Source organism: Ectothiorhodospira lacustris (assembly GCF_022227785.1).
Classification (GTDB): Bacteria; Pseudomonadota; Gammaproteobacteria; order Ectothiorhodospirales; family Ectothiorhodospiraceae; genus Ectothiorhodospira; species Ectothiorhodospira lacustris.
Map to the genome: position 1 here is coordinate 1 of NZ_JAJNQM010000033.1, position 14,971 is coordinate 14,971.

Below are 14,971 nucleotides of genomic sequence, written 5' to 3' on the forward strand. Positions count from 1 at the left end.
CAGGCTGCGCAGGGTGTCGTAGTGCATGGCGTCGGGACCGAAACCCAGGCCCATGGGGACGAGGATGCCGATGATCAGGACCAGCATGGTGCCCAGCAGGGCGGCGAAGACGCCGCCGGCGCCGAACAGGGACCAGACGATGGGTTCGTGGGAACGGGTTCTCATCACAGAAACCTCATGGCAAGCACCAGCAGGATCAGGGAGGCGATGCCCCAGGCCCAGAGGGCGGCGCGGAAGATCATCCGGTCAGGGACCGATCGGCCCCGGAATCGTATCGGGGGGGTGGTCAGGGGCATGACCTTGAACCAGGTCCAGGCATGGAAGGCGAAGGCCGCCAGGGCCGCCAGATGGAAGATCACCGACACCGGCGACTGCAAAAAGCCCCGCCACAGGTTGAAGGCGGCCTCTCCCAGCACCAGGCAGACCATGCCGGCGAGCAGGAACAGGGCGTAGGCCGCCACCATCACGCTGGTGCCTTCCCGCAACAGGTAGCGCCGGTAGGCGGGATGGCGCATCCACCAGCGGTTCATGGGACGGACGTAGGTCTTGGGTGCAGGCGTCATCACGAACCCCTCCCGAAGGGCGCCAGGAAGCGCAGGAAGTAATCCTGGGTGCTATTGATCTTGTTGCGGTTGATGGCCCGGGCCGGGTCCACGTGCTTGGGGCAGACCTCCGAGCACAGCCCCACCAGGGTGCAGCCCCAGACGCCTTCCTCGGCATTCACCACCTCCATGCGGGTTTTTTGTCCGGCATCCCGGGAGTCGGCGTTGTAGCGGGCCAGCAGGGCCAGGGCGGCCGGTCCGGTGAATTCATTGTTGAGGCCGTACTGGGGGCAGGCGGCGTAGCAGAGCAGGCAGTTGATGCACTGGGCATACCCCAGGTAGTCCTCGATCTGCCGGGGTGTTTGCAGGTTGGGGCCGTCCTCCGGGGTGAGCGGCTGGGCCGGGACCAGGTAGGGCGTGACGGATTCCAGCTTGCCCAGGAAGTCGCTCTGGTCGATGACCAGGTCCTTGACGATGGGAAAGTGTTCCAGGGGTTCCACCCGAATGCGGGCCGGATAGTAGTCCCGCAGGAAGCTCTGGCAGCTCAGGATGGGCTGGTGATTGACCATGCAGCCGCAGCTGCCGCAGATGGCCATGCGACAGGACCAGCGGAAGGTGAGGCTGCCGTCCAGGTGGTCCTTGATGTATTGCAGCCCTTCCAGTACCGACATCTCGTCGGTGAAGGGGACCTCATAGGTCCGGTAATGGGGGGCTTGGTCCTGCTCGGGATCATAACGCAGGCACTCGATCATGATGGTGCGGGTCTGGCTCACGGTATCCCCCGGTTATGACTGGTTCTGGGCGGCGCCGCCGTAGACCCGCGCCCTGGGTTGGGAGCGGGTGATGGTGACCGGGCTGTGGGTCACACGGGGCGGGGCGTCGCCCTGGCTGTGGATGAGGGAATGACACAAAAAGCGTTCGTCGTCCCGGGCCTCGAAACCGTCGATGCGCATGTGGGCGCCGCGGGATTCCTGTCGCAGCAGGGCGGCATGGGCCATGGCCTCGGCCACCTGCAGGGTATGGCTCAGTTCGATGGCGGTGAGCCATTCGGTGTTGAAGGCACGACTTCGGTCATCGAGGGCCACCCCGGCCCGGAACTGTTCCCGCAGCTCCGCCAGTTGTTCGCAGGCCCGTGCCATGCGCGGCCCTTCGCGGACGATGCCGACGCCGGCTTCCATGATCTCGTGCAGACGTTGGCGCAGCCGGGCCACCCGGGTGCCGCCTTCCCGGCGCAGCATGTCCAGGTGCACGGCGGCCCGGCTTTCGGCCTGGGCCTGGAGCGCGGCGGAGGCGGCATGGGTTTCACGGGCATGGCGGGCGGCGGACAGGCCGGCGGCGCGGCCGAAGACCAGCAGTTCGGCCAGGGAGTTGGAGCCCAGACGATTGGCGCCATGGATGCCTACGCTGCTGCACTCGCCGGCGGCGTAGAGGCCGGGCAGCGGCGTGGCGCCGTGGACGTCGCAGAGTACGCCGCCCATGGTGTAGTGCACGGCGGGGCGCACCGGAATGGGGGCGGTGACCGGGTCCACGGCGGCAAAGGTGCGGGCCAGTTCGCAGATCATGGGCAGGCGCTCCATGATCTTCTTCTCCCCCAGGTGGCGCAGGTCCAGATGGACCGCGGTGCCGTGGGGGGTCTGCAGGGTCCGGCCGGCCTGATCCTCGTGCCAGAAGGCCTGGGACAGACGGTCCCGGGGACCGAGCTCCATGGCGCGGGGACGGGGCCACGGGTCCAGGGGACCCAGGCCGTAGTCCTGCAGGTAGCGGTGGTCATCCTTGTTGAGCAGGATGCCGCCTTCGCCGCGGCAGCCTTCGGTCATGAGGATGCCGCTGCCGGGCAGGGCGGTGGGGTGCCATTGCACGAACTCCATGTCCCGCAGGGGGACGCCCTGGGCGTAGGCCATGCCCATGCCTTCGCCGGTGACGATGCCGGCATTGGTGTTCTGGCCGAAGACCCGGCTGGCGCCGCCGGTGGCCAGTACCGCCGCCTTGCACTGGAACAGGACCGGTTCGCCGGTGGCGATGCACAGGGCCAGCACGCCCTGCAGGCGACCGTCTTCCACCAAAAGGTCGGTGCAGAAGAACTCGTCATGGCGCCGGATGGCGGGGAATTGCAGCGAGGTCTGGAACAGGGTGTGGAGGATGTGAAAGCCGGTCTTGTCCGCCGCAAACCAGGTACGGGGGGATTTCATGCCGCCGAAGAAGCGCACGTTGATGCTGCCGTCGTCCCGGCGGCTCCAGGGGCAGCCCCATTGTTCCAGCTGGATCATTTCCCGGGTGCACTGGCCGACGAAGTAGTCCACCACATCCTGTTCGCAGAGCCAGTCGCCGCCGGAGACGGTGTCGTCGAAATGCTTATCCAGGCTGTCGTCCGGGTGGATCACCCCGGCGGAGCCGCCTTCGGCGGCGACGGTGTGGCTGCGCATGGGGACGACTTTGGAAACCAGGGCCACGGAAAGCCCCGGGGCTTCCTGTGCCACGGCGATGGCGGCCCGGAGTCCGGCACCTCCGCCGCCGATGATGACCACGTCGGACTGGATGACCTGCATGGATGAATCCCGTTGTGGATGGTGTGCAAGCACTTTAGCAGGATTCCTCGCGGTCACACTTCCTGACAGGTCAAAAAGGCGCGAGATTCCGCCGACCACCTCCTGTTCTTCCAGCCTTGTGCCGAAGGAGCAGTTGTCCGCCCTGGTCTTGGTCTAATATATGGGGCCAAGTTTGCCTGGTCCCTGATGCCGTGAGCGGCAAGGGAAACCCTGAACAAGTCTCCTGTCGTCACTTCCGTGAAGGCGCGAATCCGGAATGTGGAGTCTGTCGCTGGATTCCCGCTTTCGCGGGAATGACGTATTCAGAACACCCCAAGGTGATTCATGGCAAGTCGGGAATGACGTATTCAGAACACCCCAAGGTGATTCATGGCAAGTCGGGAATGACGTATTCAGAACATCCCAAGGTGATTCATGGCAAGTCGGGAATGACGTATTCAGAACATCCCAAGGTGATTCATGGCAAATGATGTAGGCAAGCGGGGCCATACCCTGCTGATCGTGGAAGACAGCCGCTCGGTGGCGGGCCTGCTGGCGGATCGCATCGGCCTCATCAATGGGGTGACGGTTCTGGTGGCCGGTACGCTGGAAGAGGCGCAACAGATGGTTTTGGCACGCAAGGACGAGCTGTTTCTGGCCGTGCTCGACCTCAATCTGCCCGATGCCCCGGATGGCGAGGTGGTGCCCTGGGTGCTGTCCCAGGGGGTGCCGGCCCTGGTGCTGACCGCCGGTCTGGATGACAACGAGCGCGATGGCCTCATGGACATGGGCATCGTGGACTATGTGAATAAGACCAACCCCTCTGAAATCGAGCATGTGGTGCGCACGGTGGAGCGCATCTATCGCAATCGCCATGTCAGTGTGCTGGTGGTGGATGACTCCAACTCCGCCCGGGCCTATCTGATGGAACTGCTGCGCCGCTACGGTTATCGCCTGCGGGAGGCCCGGGATGGGGTGTCCGCCCTGGCACAGTTGGCGCAGCATGAGGACATCCGGCTGGTCCTGTGCGACCAGAACATGCCGGGTATGGATGGTGTCACGCTCATCGGCCGTATCCGTCAGCGCTACTGCCGCAGCCATCTTTGCATCATCGGCATGTCCCATTACGGTTCGGGCATGCTCTCCGCCCGCCTGCTCAAGGCGGGTGCTAACGACTTCATTAACCGCCCTTTTCTGGAAGAGGAGTTCTTTGTCCGTGTGAATCAGAACGTGGAGCTGATCGAACTGATCCGCAGCATGGAGGAGAGCGCCAACCGGGACCCACTGACCGGTCTGTACAATCGCCGTTATCTGGCCGATGCCGGCGGGATGCTGTTCGATGCCGCCACTCGGACGGGTCATGGTCTGGCGGTGATCCTGATGGATCTGGATCATTTCAAGAGCGTCAACGATCGCTTTGGTCACTTTGGCGGCGACGAAGTGCTCCGCAAGGTGGCTCACCATTTGACGGACATCACTCGCAGTTCCGACATCGTGGCCCGTTACGGGGGAGAGGAGTTCTGTGTCGTGGCGCAGGATATGGATAACCGCAAGGCGCGGGTGCTGGCCGAGAAGCTTCGGGCCGGGATTGCCGGCCTGTGCCTGACGATCAAGGGACAGGCCGTGCCGCTCAGCGCAAGCCTGGGGATGGCGGTACATCTCGGCAGCGGACTGGAGGACATGCTGACCCGGGCCGATCGACTGCTCTATGAGGCCAAATCCTCGGGCAGGGATCAGGTACGTATGGAGCAAGAGAACCCGTGACTGCTGATGACCACAGCTCCTGCTGTCACTCCAAACCCCATCTCTGCCGTCACTCCCAAACCTCTCCTTGTCGTCACTCCAAACCCATCTCTGCCGTCACTCCCGCGAAAGCGGGAGTCCAGGATTTCCAGTCCACCACTGGATTCCCGCTTTCGCGGGAATGACGCGTTCAGAGTGCACTCAGGAGTACGATAGAGTTTGACAATAATAACGATTATCAATAACAATCCTCTGCCAGTTGATTGAACATCGGTCCTGCAGTCGCGCGCGGCTGCCTGGATTCTGACGCAGAGAGAGTGTCCTGATGCAGCAGGAGCAAAAACACCGCTTGACCGGGGGGAAGAGGACGCCGGAGGACGGCGTGGAACCGGTATCTTCCCAGGGGGGCAGGCTGCTTTCCAGCAGGGACCTGCTAGAGGGCCGGCGTCAGTTGCAGATCGAGCACCAAGGGGCGGTCTATACCCTGCGGGTCACCAGCAAGGGGAAGTTGATTCTCACCAAGTGAGGTGTCCGGCCCTTGCTCACATGAATCAAGGGCCGGGGTGGATCTCAGGATCGGCCTAGAAATCCACGTTCATGGCAACCCGCAGCCCGCGAGGTTCCAGCAACTGGTTGTAGACGTTGCTGAAGGCCGTTTGGCCGTATTGTTCTTATTCTCATTTATTGTTTTTTGATCCGCCAAATTGTGTTCCAGGCACTTGCACCGCCCTGAAACGGTTTTGGTGGGGCACAAAAGGAAAGCCCGCCATGAGGCGGGCTTTCATCAGGGGCAGGCAGTCGCGGCCGGCAAGAGGGCCGCGCTGTGAAATCCGGGGCGGGAATTACTTGCCGGGGCGCTGGTAGGTACGCTCCATGCGCTCGATCATCTCGCGCAGGCGGGCATTTTCCTGCAGGGCGCGGTCAGCCTTGCGGTTAGCTTCGTTGGCGGTGCGGTTGGCCTGGTCGGCGCCGGCCTTGGCGTCGTTGGCGGTGCGCAGAGCCTGGTCGCTGGTGACCTTGGCGTTGTCGATCAACTGGCGGTTTTCTTCCAGATTTCTGGTCGTGGCACAGCCCGTGGTCAACACCAGCGTCAGGACCGCTGCTGAAGCCATGGCCACTTTGAACATTCCTTTCTGCATTGGAACCTCCGGTCAAGCTGGGTTGTAGGATTGGGAATTGAATTCTAACAGGAGGCTTTAAGTATCCATAGTATCCCCCCGAAAGATATTTAATCGGTCACAAAATACCGGACTAAAAGAAAGTGGTCTTTGCACCACGTTGGGGCGTTATTTGCAGCATTGCCTGAAAAAAGAGCATTTCATTCAATGTGTTGGCATCAAAATGGAACTGCCGCGCCATTTTTTTATGGCATGCTTTGTGCTTTTCTTTCAAGCGTCTGACATCCGGTTCTCTTGGCCATGTCGGTCATCGTTTACTCCTCCTGCTTGCGGGGTGCCTCGGCACCCCGTTTTTTTGTCTTCGGCTTTCTTGTCCAGTGACGTGAAACCCGTGGGGATTTGGTTACAATTCCCGCTTTCCGAGCCAGGAGAGTGTGCGTCATGCCCCTTGGGCCTGTGATGGTGGATTTGGAAGGCACGTCCATGACGGCCTGGGAGCGGCAGTTATTGAAGCGCCCCGGGGTGGGGGGCGTGATCCTGTTTACCCGCAATTTCGAATCCCGCGAGCAGCTCACCGCCCTGGTGGCCGAGATCCATGCCGTGCGGAATCCCCATCTGCTGGTGGCGGTGGACCACGAGGGTGGCCGGGTGCAGCGTTTCCGCCGGGGATTCACCCATTTGCCGGCCATGGCCGCCCTGGGCGCTCTGCACGATCGTGATCGGGCGGCTGCCCGCCGTGCGGCCCGGACTTTGGGTTGGCTGCTGGCGGTGGAGCTGCGCGCCGCGGGTGTGGATTTCAGCTTTGCCCCAGTGCTGGACCTGGCCCACGGCTGCAGCGGCGTGATCGGTGACCGGGCCTTTCATCGCCAGCCCGAGGTGGTGGGAGAACTGGGCCATCAGGTCGTGGCCGGCATGCGGGCGGCCGGGATGGAGGCCGTGGGCAAGCATTTCCCCGGACACGGGGGGGTGCAGGCGGATTCCCACCTGTCCCTGCCTGTGGATCAGCGGCCGTTCGACCGGATCCTGCATGATGATCTGCAGCCCTTCGAGCGGCTAGTGAGGGAAGGTATTGCCGGCATCATGCCCGCCCACGTGGTGTATGAGCAGGTGGATGGGCTACCCGCCGGTTTTTCCCCGATCTGGTTGCAACGCGTGCTGCGCGGCAACCTGGGCTTCAAGGGGGCTATCTTCAGCGACGATCTGAGCATGGCCGCCACCGACAGTTTCGGCGATTTTCCCCAGCGTGCCCGGCTGGCCCTTGAGGCCGGTTGCGACATGGTGCTGGTCTGCAATCACCCTGAAGGCGCGGTGAAGGTACTTGATGCCCTGGAGGGGCATGCGGACCCGGTTTCCATGGCCCGCCTGGCCCGCCTGCATGGGCGTCGTGCCCCGACCTGGGACGTGCTGGAGGCAGACGCGGAGTGGGCGGCGGCGGTGCGTATTGCCCGGGCGTTGGATGACGATCCGAACCTGGAATTACCGGTCTGAGATGCCGGTGACAGCGGCCTTTTCTGATCCCGGAATAAGCGGCTCTTATACATTGTGGGTCCTGGAAACCGGTGCCTATAATGCCTTTGCAACATAAGGCTGCACCACCTGAGGAGACACACGATAATGGCCGATAAATTACTCATCATCATGGTCAACACCGATCCGAAAAACCCCTCCGAGCTGGGGGCGCCCTTTTTTCAGGCCACCGTGGCCGCCGCCATGGAGTACGAGGTGGAGGTGGTCATGACCGGCCGCGCCGGCGAACTGGCGAAGAAGGGCGTGGCCGAGAACCTGTTTGTGCAGGAGGGAAGCACCAAGTCGGTGTATGATTTCATCAAGGACGCCCATGAGGCCGGGGCGCACTTCAAGGTCTGCACGCCTACCCTGGATCTGTGGGGGGACGATCTGATCCCCGAGATCGAAGAAACCGTGGGCGGCGCCTATGTGATCGGCCAGGCCATGGACGACGATACCGTAACATTCACTTACTGATCTTTGCGTCAAAACCAGAAAGGGTTGCCATGTCTGTTACCCCCGAGCATGTGAAACAGGTTCTGGCCGAGGCTGACTGCCTCGTGCCGCGTGAACAGGTGGAGGCGGCCATGGACCGCATGGCTGAGGCCATCACCCGGGACCTGGCAGATGGCAACCCCTTGATACTGTGCGTCATGACCGGCGGCGTGGTGGCTGCCGGTCACCTGTTGACCCGACTGCACTTTCCCCTGCAGGTGGACTATCTCCATGCAACCCGTTACCGGGGTGCGCTTACCGGGGGTGAGGAACTGCACTGGTTGGTGAAACCGCAGACCTCGCTCAAGGACCGTACCGTCCTGGTGCTGGATGACATCCTGGATGAGGGCCATACCCTGGCTGGCATCCTGGATTATTGTCGTCAGGAGGGGGCACGCGAGGTCCTGTCAGCGGCGCTGGTGCTCAAGCATCATGACCGTCGGGTGCCGGGCCTGGAGGCCGATTACCTGGGCGTGGAGGTGGAAGACCGTTACGTCTTTGGTTACGGGATGGATTACAAGGAATACCTGCGCAATGTCCCCGGCATCTATGCCGTGAAGGGTTGCTGAAGCCCTGATAGCGTGCTTTCGCCGCTCTTATGACCTCCATATCCCCACGGACGGTATCCTGAACGGGGGTACTGTCCGGCCTGTTGCATCAAGAGGACCTAATGACTGATACCACCATCGCCATCATCGGCGGCACCGGACTGACTTCCCTCAAGGGCCTTGAGATCACCCGCCGTGAGGTGATGCATACCCCCTATGGTGAGCCTTCCGGCCCCATTACTCATGGCGTGCTGGCCGGCCGTGAAGTCATGTTTCTGGCCCGTCACGGGTATGGACATACCATCCCGCCCCACCGGATCAATTATCGTGCGAACCTGTGGGCGCTGAAGAATGCCGGTATCCGTCGGGTGGTGGCCGTGGCCGCGGTGGGAGGCATCACGGCGGAGATGGCGCCGCCCCGGCTGGTGTTCCCCGATCAGATCATCGACTACACCTGGTCCCGTGCCCATACCCTGTTCGAGGCGGACCTGAGTCACGTCACCCATGTGGATTTCACCTATCCCTACTGCGAGGAGTTGCGTCATGCGCTGATCCAGGAGGCCCGCAGGATCGGTCTGGATTTCGTGGACCGGGGTACCTATGGGGCGACTCAAGGGCCGCGGCTGGAGACGGCGGCGGAGGTGAATCGTCTGGAGCGGGACGGCTGCGACATCGTGGGCATGACGGGCATGCCCGAGGCGGCCCTGGCCCGGGAGTTGGAGCTGTGCTACGCCACTTGCGCCGTGGTGGCCAACTGGGCTGCCGGCCGGGGCGAGGGCCAGGGTGAGATCACCATGGAGGAAGTGGATCGCAACGTGGCCGAGGGCATGGTGAATGTCCGTACCCTGTTGGAGAACATCATTCCCACCCTGTGAAGCGCTTCCTTACCCCAGCCCCTCGCCCGCAAGGGGAGAGGGGCTTGCCTGGGTCATGCGAAGTCAGATCAGCCCCTGAAATGGCTGTACCTTGACCAAGCCGCCGGCCGCTACCGGACCCTGTTCCAGGTCCAGCACGATGAAACAGTTGGCCTCGCTCATGGCGCTCAGGACCCCCGACCCCTGTGAGCCGGTGGCCCGGACGACCCATTCTCCGTCGTCCTCCAGACTCAGCACGCCCCGCTGGAATTCCATCCGGCCGGGGCGTTTTTTCAGATCCGACAGGCAGCGCACCGGGAAGCTGGGCGGCAGTGACACATCGGTCTCGCCCATCATGCGCCGCAGGGCCGGTTGGACGATCTGGTAGAAGGTCACGGCGGCGGATACCGGATTGCCGGGCAGGCCCATGAACACGGTCTGCCCCAGGTGGCCGAAGGCCATGGGACGGCCAGGCTTGATGGCCACCTTCCAGAAGCTGATCCGTCCCAGTTCCCCCAGCAGTTCGCGCACGAAGTCCGCCTCGCCCACCGATACCCCACCGGTGGTGATCAGCACGTCGGCACAGCGGGCGCCTTCCTCAAATGCCTCCCGCAGGTGCCGGGGTTCATCCCGCACCACGCCCATGTCGATCAGTTCCACCCCCAGCCGCGCCAGCATGCCGAACAGGGTATGGCGATTACTGTCGTAAATACCTCCCGCCGCCAGCGGCCTTCCCAGGGCGGTCAGTTCATCGCCGGTGGAGAACAACGCCACCCGCAGACGGCGATACACGCTTACTTCCACCCGGCCCAGGGAGGCCAGCAGGCCCAGGCGAGCCGGGGTGATGAGGGTTCCCGCTTCCAGGACGTTCTGACCGGCACGGATATCCTCCCCGGCGGGCCGGATGTTCTCTCCCGGCCGGTGGCCGGTGGTGACATGCACGCGTCGGCCTTGGACTTCCACGTGCTCCTGCATGATCACCGTGTCGCAACCGGACGGGATCATGGCGCCGGTCATGATGCGCACGCACTGCCCCTGCCGGATGGACTGCAGGAAGGGCCGTCCGGCCCAGGCGGTGCCGATGATCTCCAGGTCGGCCGTCCCTTGCCGCGGGAGGTCGGCGCCCGCGAGGGCGTAGCCGTCCATGGCGGCATTGTCGTGGGCCGGGACCGGGCCGGGGGCGATGACCGGGTCCGCCAGCACCCTGCCCAGCGCAAGGCGCAGCATCAGGCATTCCCGGCCCTGGACCGGGCCTACCTGGGTCAGTGCCTGGGCACGGGCCTGCTCCAGGCTCAGGGCGTCGGGATCGTGATCATTGCAGCAGGAGGGAAGGGAGGGGGGGTTGGCCATGGATCAGCCGCCTGTGCGGTTCATGTGTCGAAAGATGAGAGGTTGTGTGCCCAGTTGGAATTCATGGCCCCAGGGTTTGATCGGCATGCTTTGCCGGATCGCCGTCTGCAGGGCCTGCCGGTCACCGGGGTTGGCCCGGATCACCCGTTTGAGATCCACGGCATGCTCCTGGCCCAGGCACAGCAGCAACCGACCTTCTGCGGTGAGCCGCACCCGGTTGCAGCTGTCGCAGAAATTATGACTGTGGGGAGAGATGAAACCCACCCGGATGGACGCGCCGTCCAGCCGATAGTAGCGTGACGGGCCACCGGTATGCTCGGTGGTGGGAATGAGCGCGTGCCTGGCTTCTATGTCGGCCCGGACCTCGTCGCTGGAATAATGGACTTCGGCCCGGTCATGATCGCCGATGAGGCCCAGGGGCATTTCCTCGATGAAGCTGATGTCCAGATCCCGGATGCGGGCGTAATTCACCAGGTCCAGGATCTCGTCCTCGTTGCGCCCCTTGAGGATCACGCTGTTGAGCTTGATGCGGGCAAAGCCGGCATCCATGGCCGCCTCGATGCCCGCCAGTACCTGGTCCAGGTTACCGGTGCGGGTGAGGCGGCGGAATCGATCGGCCTTGAGGCTGTCCAGACTGATGTTGACGCGGCTGACCCCGGCGGCCCGCAGATCCCCGGCATGGCGGACCAGCTGGGAGCCGTTGGTGGTCAGGGAGAGGTCCTTGAGTCCGTCGAGGGCACCGAGGGCTTCAAACAAGGCCATGATGCCACGCCTCACCAGCGGCTCGCCGCCGGTGAGGCGGATCTTGGTGACGCCCAATGCGATAAATGCCTGGGCGATCTGGGTGATCTCCTCCAGGGTGAGGAGCTGCTGGCGGGGCAGGAACCGCATCTCTTCGGCCATGCAGTAGACGCAGCGAAAATCACAGCGGTCCGTGACGGAGATGCGCAGATAGGTCACCTGGCGGCCGAAACGGTCGACCAGCAGGGGGGGCGGCAGGATCGGCGGGTTCATGGGCTGCACTCCTCGGTGATGGGGTTGCCTTTGTGGCTTATCGTTATATCAACCTGTCTGCGTCCAGGAATCCGGCGGCCGCAGTCCGGTCTGCGGGGGTGTTGATGTTCAAAAAGGCCTCGGGGCAGTCCGAGAAATCGGTGATGGCCGCCCCCTGGTGCTCAAACCATCGGCCTGCCCTGCGGTTTCCATTCACCAGCCAGTGTTCCAGATCCTGCACCAGACGGGTGGGTACCAGGGCGAAGAGGGGCTGCAGGCGTTCGCCGTCGTGGACCACGCTCAGGTCGGCCGACTGCTCATGGGCTACCTGCATCAGTCTCGATACCAGGTCTGTCGGCAGCAGCGGCGCATCACAGGGACAGGTCACCACCCAGGGATGCCGGCTGGCCCGCAGGCAGGCCGCCAGCCCGGCCAGCGGACCGGCAAAGCCGCCGATGCCGTCTCCGATCACCGGCAGACCCAGGTCGGCGTAGAAGGTCTCATTCCGGTTGGCATTGAGCAGCATGTCCGACACCTGGGGGCGCAGCCGGGCGATCACCCGTTCCACCATGTAACCGCCGGCCAGGGAGATCAGTCCCTTGTCCCGGCCGCCCATGCGCGTCCCCCTGCCGCCGGCAAGGATGGCCCCGGTCACGGTGATCTGATGGTCCGGACTATGCATATGGTGACTGATTCTATGTCATTGACCGGGGGGCGGCCAGTTCCCGGTCAGGCACCCAGCCCGACATAGATCCAGAACGGCAGGGTGAGGGCGGCGGCGAGGGTGCTGGTGGCGATGATGGCGGCGACGATCTGTCCGTCTCCGCCCATGCGCACCGCCAGGATATAGGCGGACGAAGCGGTGGGCAGGGCCGCCAGGATCAGGGCCGAGGCCAGATAGGGGCCGCTCAGGCCGAACAGGGTGGCTGCGGCCAGGGCGACGGCCGGGACCAGCAGCAGCTTGACGATGCTCAGGTAGGTCACCGCCGGCAGGCGGCTGCCCAGGCCAGCCAGCCGCAGGCCCGCACCCACGGCGATCAGGCCCAGGGGCAGGGCGGCCTCGCCCAGAAAGCGCAGGGTGGTGTCCGCCATCTCCGGCAGGGGCCAGCCGGACAGGGACCAGGCCAGCCCGGCGAAGGTGGACAGAACCAGGGGATTGCGGGCCAGCTCCCGCAGCAGGCCCTGATTGCCGTGGCGCGCCAGGGCCCAGACCGCCCCCAGGTTGGCCAGGGGCACCATGAACCCGGCCAGGATGGCGAACACCGCAACCCCTTCGGCGCCATACAGGCCGCCGAGGATGGCAAAGCCGATGTAGGTGTTGAAGCGGAAGGCGCACTGGAATGAGGAGGCGAACTCGGTCTCCGTCAGCCTGAGCAGGTATCGTCCCAGGTATCCCAACAGCATCCCTGCCGTCATGAAAATGACCCCGGTATAGATCATGCCCGCCGCGCTCTGCAGTTCCAGGGGGCGGCGGGCCAGGGCGCCGAACAGCAGGGCGGGGAAGAGGACGTAGTAGATCAGCCATTCCAGGTCCGACCAGAAACCCGGGCTGAAACCGGCATGACGACGCAGCAGATGGCCCAGCACCACCAGGGCGAAGGTGGGCAGCAGGATGTTCAGTGGATTCATGGATGAAAAGTTATCAAAGATCGACCCGTTCCGCGCCCGGCGCCTCGATACCCCGTCGCAGCAGCAGGGTACCGCTCTGGCGGTAGAGTTCGGTCAGGGCCTGACGGTGACGGATCAGGGCCTCGACCTCTTCCAGTTGGCTTTCCAGCAGGTCCCGCTGGGCCTGGGAGACGGCTAGGGCGGTACCGGTACCCACCCGGAACCGGACCTGTTCCGTGCGTAGCACTTCTTCCTGCAGTTCCCGGGTGAGACGGGTGGCCTGGATCTGTTCCCGGGTGCGGTTGGCCTCGAACCAGGCATTTTGCACGTCCAGGGCGGTGAGTTGTTGGAGATTGCCCAGGGCCTCCATGGATTGCTGACGGGTCAGGCCCGCCCGTTGGGATTCCGCCCGCGCGGCGCGGTTGCCCAGCGGGTGTTCCAGGCGCAGACCGGCGCTGTAGTCGTAGCCGGGGCCGTCGAGTTCCCGCCAGGCCTCGCCGAAGGCGGCGGCATAGCCGGTCTGGCCCAGGGTGATGAACAGATCCAGCCGGGGCAGCAGGCCCTGGCGGGTGCGGATCACCTCCAACTCTCCCCGCTGCACCCGCAGCCGGGCCTCGTTCAGATCCGGACGATGGTCCCGGGCCAGGGCCAGGTGCAGGTCCACCGGCTCCATGGGGGGAACCTGGTGATCCGGTTGATCCAGGTGGGTGACGGCGGTGCCCCAGTGGGCATGCCTGGGGTTGATCAGTTGCAGCAGCCGGATGCGGGCACGGGCCTGGTCGGAACGGGCATTGATCAGTCCCTGGCGGCGCAGGGCCTCTTCGGCCCGGGCGGCGGTTTCCTCGGTTTCCGGCCGTTCTCCCACCCGGATGCGCTGGCGGGTCTCTTCCAACTGCCGGCGGGCCACCGCCAGGGATTCCTCGAAGATGGTGGTACGGCGGCTGGCCAGGACATAGTCCCAGTAGGCCGCTTCCACATCGGCCACCAGGCTCTCGGCAAAGCCGCGAAATTCGTACAGGGAGCTTTGGGTATCCAGGCGGGCCTGCCTTAGACGGGCCAGGTTGGAGTCGATGCGTGCGCCCCGCAGCAGGGCCTGGGTCAGGGTCAGGCCCGCCCGTGTGGTGAACTGTTCAGTGGTCTGGGTGGAGTCACTGCGCACCGTCCGCAGGGAGAGTTCCAGGTCCGTGCCCGTGGGCAGGCTCTGGCGCAGGCCGCCCTCGAAGATGTCCCGGTCGGAGCGAGTGATCTGATCGGGAAAATCGGGGCGTTGGTCGAACTGGCGGACGGTTTCATCCCGGCGCAGGCTCATCTCGGCGAACAGCACCGGGTCGAATACCGCCCGCTCCACCGCCTCGAATGTCCCGGTGATCAGGGGCTGGAGCTGCTGGACCGCGAGGGAGCGGTTGTTTTGCAGGGCGAGGAACACGGCTTGTTCCACCGCCAGGGACAGGGACTCCGGCGTCAGGGCGTCCGGGTCCATGGCGCCGGCGGCGGAAGGGGTGACCGAGGGCAGGTGATCGGGGACGGGCAGATCGTCGGGCAGGTGGGCATCCAGGCGTTCATCCAGCCAACCGGGCGGGGTGTAATGGGCGGGCATCTCCTGCCGGGCCTGAGCACCGCTACCGAGTATGAGCGCCACCAGGCCGGTGGCGAGGATGATCCCGGCTGGACGCCGTCGGGTCGCCGGTT

16 protein-coding genes and 1 pseudogene are annotated in these 14,971 nt (G+C 64.2%); 7 read left to right on the forward strand and 10 right to left on the reverse strand.

All coding sequences use genetic code 11. The features are described from left to right. The 4 genes and pseudogenes from LQ952_RS08055 to frdA all read right to left on the reverse strand — a co-directional run. Nucleotides 1–165, reverse strand: a pseudogene (locus tag LQ952_RS08055) (fumarate reductase subunit FrdD); the annotation flags it as partial. Continuing rightward, nucleotides 165–563: a fumarate reductase subunit C gene (locus tag LQ952_RS08060; protein ID WP_238622149.1), complete on the reverse strand. Its 399-nt coding sequence runs from the start codon at nt 561–563 to the stop codon at nt 165–167. The gene LQ952_RS08060 and the pseudogene LQ952_RS08055, both read right to left, overlap by 1 nt. Then, nucleotides 563–1,315 carry a succinate dehydrogenase/fumarate reductase iron-sulfur subunit gene (locus tag LQ952_RS08065; RefSeq protein WP_238622150.1) on the reverse strand — a complete coding sequence of 251 codons (753 nt, stop codon included), beginning with the start codon at nt 1,313–1,315 and terminating at the stop codon, nt 563–565. Before LQ952_RS08065 ends, LQ952_RS08060 begins: the two co-directional genes overlap by 1 nt. Before the next feature lie 12 nt (nt 1,316–1,327). After that, the gene (frdA, locus tag LQ952_RS08070; RefSeq protein WP_238622151.1) at nt 1,328–3,088 is read right to left on the reverse strand and encodes a fumarate reductase (quinol) flavoprotein subunit; all 1,761 of its coding nucleotides are present in this window, start codon (nt 3,086–3,088) and stop codon (nt 1,328–1,330) included. A gap of 191 nt (nt 3,089–3,279) precedes the next feature. Between frdA and LQ952_RS08075 the strand changes: the two genes are divergently transcribed. The 3 genes from LQ952_RS08075 to hemP all read left to right on the forward strand — a co-directional run bounded on the left by LQ952_RS08075 (nt 3,280) and on the right by hemP (nt 5,336). Continuing rightward, nucleotides 3,280–3,558 carry a hypothetical protein gene (locus LQ952_RS08075; protein ID WP_238622152.1) on the forward strand — a complete coding sequence of 93 codons (279 nt, stop codon included), beginning with the start codon at nt 3,280–3,282 and terminating at the stop codon, nt 3,556–3,558. After that, nucleotides 3,548–4,831, forward strand: coding sequence for a GGDEF domain-containing response regulator (locus LQ952_RS08080; RefSeq protein WP_238622153.1), 1,284 nt, complete (start codon nt 3,548–3,550; stop codon nt 4,829–4,831). The genes LQ952_RS08075 and LQ952_RS08080 overlap by 11 nt, the downstream gene beginning before the upstream one ends. A gap of 361 nt (nt 4,832–5,192) precedes the next feature. Next, on the forward strand, nt 5,193–5,336 hold the full coding sequence (gene hemP / locus LQ952_RS08085; protein ID WP_238622154.1) for a hemin uptake protein HemP: 144 nt from the start codon (nt 5,193–5,195) through the stop codon (nt 5,334–5,336). 316 nt (nt 5,337–5,652) lie between these two features. On the opposite strand, the gene LQ952_RS08090 is transcribed toward hemP, so the two are convergent. Then, nucleotides 5,653–5,949 carry an Lpp/OprI family alanine-zipper lipoprotein gene (locus LQ952_RS08090; protein ID WP_238622155.1) on the reverse strand — a complete coding sequence of 99 codons (297 nt, stop codon included), beginning with the start codon at nt 5,947–5,949 and terminating at the stop codon, nt 5,653–5,655. A 420-nt stretch (nt 5,950–6,369) separates the two neighbouring features. Here LQ952_RS08090 and nagZ point away from each other — a divergent pair, with 420 nt between their 5' ends. From nagZ to LQ952_RS08110, 4 genes are all read left to right on the forward strand, one after another. Continuing rightward, the gene (nagZ, locus tag LQ952_RS08095; RefSeq protein ID WP_238622156.1) at nt 6,370–7,416 is read left to right on the forward strand and encodes a beta-N-acetylhexosaminidase; all 1,047 of its coding nucleotides are present in this window, start codon (nt 6,370–6,372) and stop codon (nt 7,414–7,416) included. 126 nt (nt 7,417–7,542) lie between these two features. Continuing rightward, a complete protein-coding gene (locus LQ952_RS08100) occupies nt 7,543–7,911 on the forward strand; it encodes a DsrE family protein (protein WP_238622157.1) in 369 nt (122 codons plus the stop codon). Nucleotides 7,912–7,940: 29 nt separating this feature from the next. Further along, nucleotides 7,941–8,498, forward strand: coding sequence for a hypoxanthine-guanine phosphoribosyltransferase (locus LQ952_RS08105; RefSeq protein ID WP_238622158.1), 558 nt, complete (start codon nt 7,941–7,943; stop codon nt 8,496–8,498). A 101-nt stretch (nt 8,499–8,599) separates the two neighbouring features. Beyond that, a complete protein-coding gene (locus LQ952_RS08110; RefSeq protein WP_238622159.1) occupies nt 8,600–9,352 on the forward strand; it encodes an S-methyl-5'-thioinosine phosphorylase in 753 nt (250 codons plus the stop codon). A 63-nt stretch (nt 9,353–9,415) separates the two neighbouring features. Here the strand turns inward: LQ952_RS08110 and moeA are convergent, their stop codons facing one another. The 5 genes from moeA to LQ952_RS08135 are packed head-to-tail and all read right to left on the reverse strand — an operon-like array spanning nt 9,416 to nt 14,879. Beyond that, nucleotides 9,416–10,681 (reverse strand): molybdopterin molybdotransferase MoeA, encoded by a 1,266-nt coding sequence (gene moeA, locus LQ952_RS08115; protein WP_238622160.1) that lies wholly within the window; start codon nt 10,679–10,681, stop codon nt 9,416–9,418. Nucleotides 10,682–10,684: 3 nt separating this feature from the next. Then, the gene (moaA, locus tag LQ952_RS08120; RefSeq protein WP_238622161.1) at nt 10,685–11,695 is read right to left on the reverse strand and encodes a GTP 3',8-cyclase MoaA; all 1,011 of its coding nucleotides are present in this window, start codon (nt 11,693–11,695) and stop codon (nt 10,685–10,687) included. A 43-nt stretch (nt 11,696–11,738) separates the two neighbouring features. Further along, nucleotides 11,739–12,356, reverse strand: coding sequence for a molybdenum cofactor guanylyltransferase MobA (mobA, locus tag LQ952_RS08125; protein ID WP_238622162.1), 618 nt, complete (start codon nt 12,354–12,356; stop codon nt 11,739–11,741). A gap of 47 nt (nt 12,357–12,403) precedes the next feature. Then, a complete protein-coding gene (locus tag LQ952_RS08130) occupies nt 12,404–13,303 on the reverse strand; it encodes an AEC family transporter (protein WP_238622163.1) in 900 nt (299 codons plus the stop codon). A gap of 13 nt (nt 13,304–13,316) precedes the next feature. Then, the gene (locus LQ952_RS08135; RefSeq protein ID WP_430733760.1) at nt 13,317–14,879 is read right to left on the reverse strand and encodes a TolC family protein; all 1,563 of its coding nucleotides are present in this window, start codon (nt 14,877–14,879) and stop codon (nt 13,317–13,319) included. Between the last annotated feature and the right edge of the window lie 92 nt (nt 14,880–14,971).

Coding starts and splice junctions, on each gene's coding strand:
- LQ952_RS08060 (WP_238622149.1), bottom strand. CDS start 563: ATGACGCCTGCACCCAAGACCTACGTCCGTCCCATGAACCGCTGGTGG.
- frdA (WP_238622151.1), bottom strand. CDS start 3,088: ATGCAGGTCATCCAGTCCGACGTGGTCATCATCGGCGGCGGAGGTGCC.
- LQ952_RS08080 (WP_238622153.1), top strand. CDS start 3,548: ATGGCAAATGATGTAGGCAAGCGGGGCCATACCCTGCTGATCGTGGAA.
- LQ952_RS08090 (WP_238622155.1), bottom strand. CDS start 5,949: ATGCAGAAAGGAATGTTCAAAGTGGCCATGGCTTCAGCAGCGGTCCTG.
- nagZ (WP_238622156.1), top strand. CDS start 6,370: ATGCCCCTTGGGCCTGTGATGGTGGATTTGGAAGGCACGTCCATGACG.
- LQ952_RS08100 (WP_238622157.1), top strand. CDS start 7,543: ATGGCCGATAAATTACTCATCATCATGGTCAACACCGATCCGAAAAAC.
- LQ952_RS08105 (WP_238622158.1), top strand. CDS start 7,941: ATGTCTGTTACCCCCGAGCATGTGAAACAGGTTCTGGCCGAGGCTGAC.
- LQ952_RS08110 (WP_238622159.1), top strand. CDS start 8,600: ATGACTGATACCACCATCGCCATCATCGGCGGCACCGGACTGACTTCC.
- moeA (WP_238622160.1), bottom strand. CDS start 10,681: ATGGCCAACCCCCCCTCCCTTCCCTCCTGCTGCAATGATCACGATCCC.
- moaA (WP_238622161.1), bottom strand. CDS start 11,695: ATGAACCCGCCGATCCTGCCGCCCCCCCTGCTGGTCGACCGTTTCGGC.
- mobA (WP_238622162.1), bottom strand. CDS start 12,356: ATGCATAGTCCGGACCATCAGATCACCGTGACCGGGGCCATCCTTGCC.
- LQ952_RS08130 (WP_238622163.1), bottom strand. CDS start 13,303: ATGAATCCACTGAACATCCTGCTGCCCACCTTCGCCCTGGTGGTGCTG.
- LQ952_RS08135 (WP_430733760.1), bottom strand. CDS start 14,879: ATGCCCGCCCATTACACCCCGCCCGGTTGGCTGGATGAACGCCTGGAT.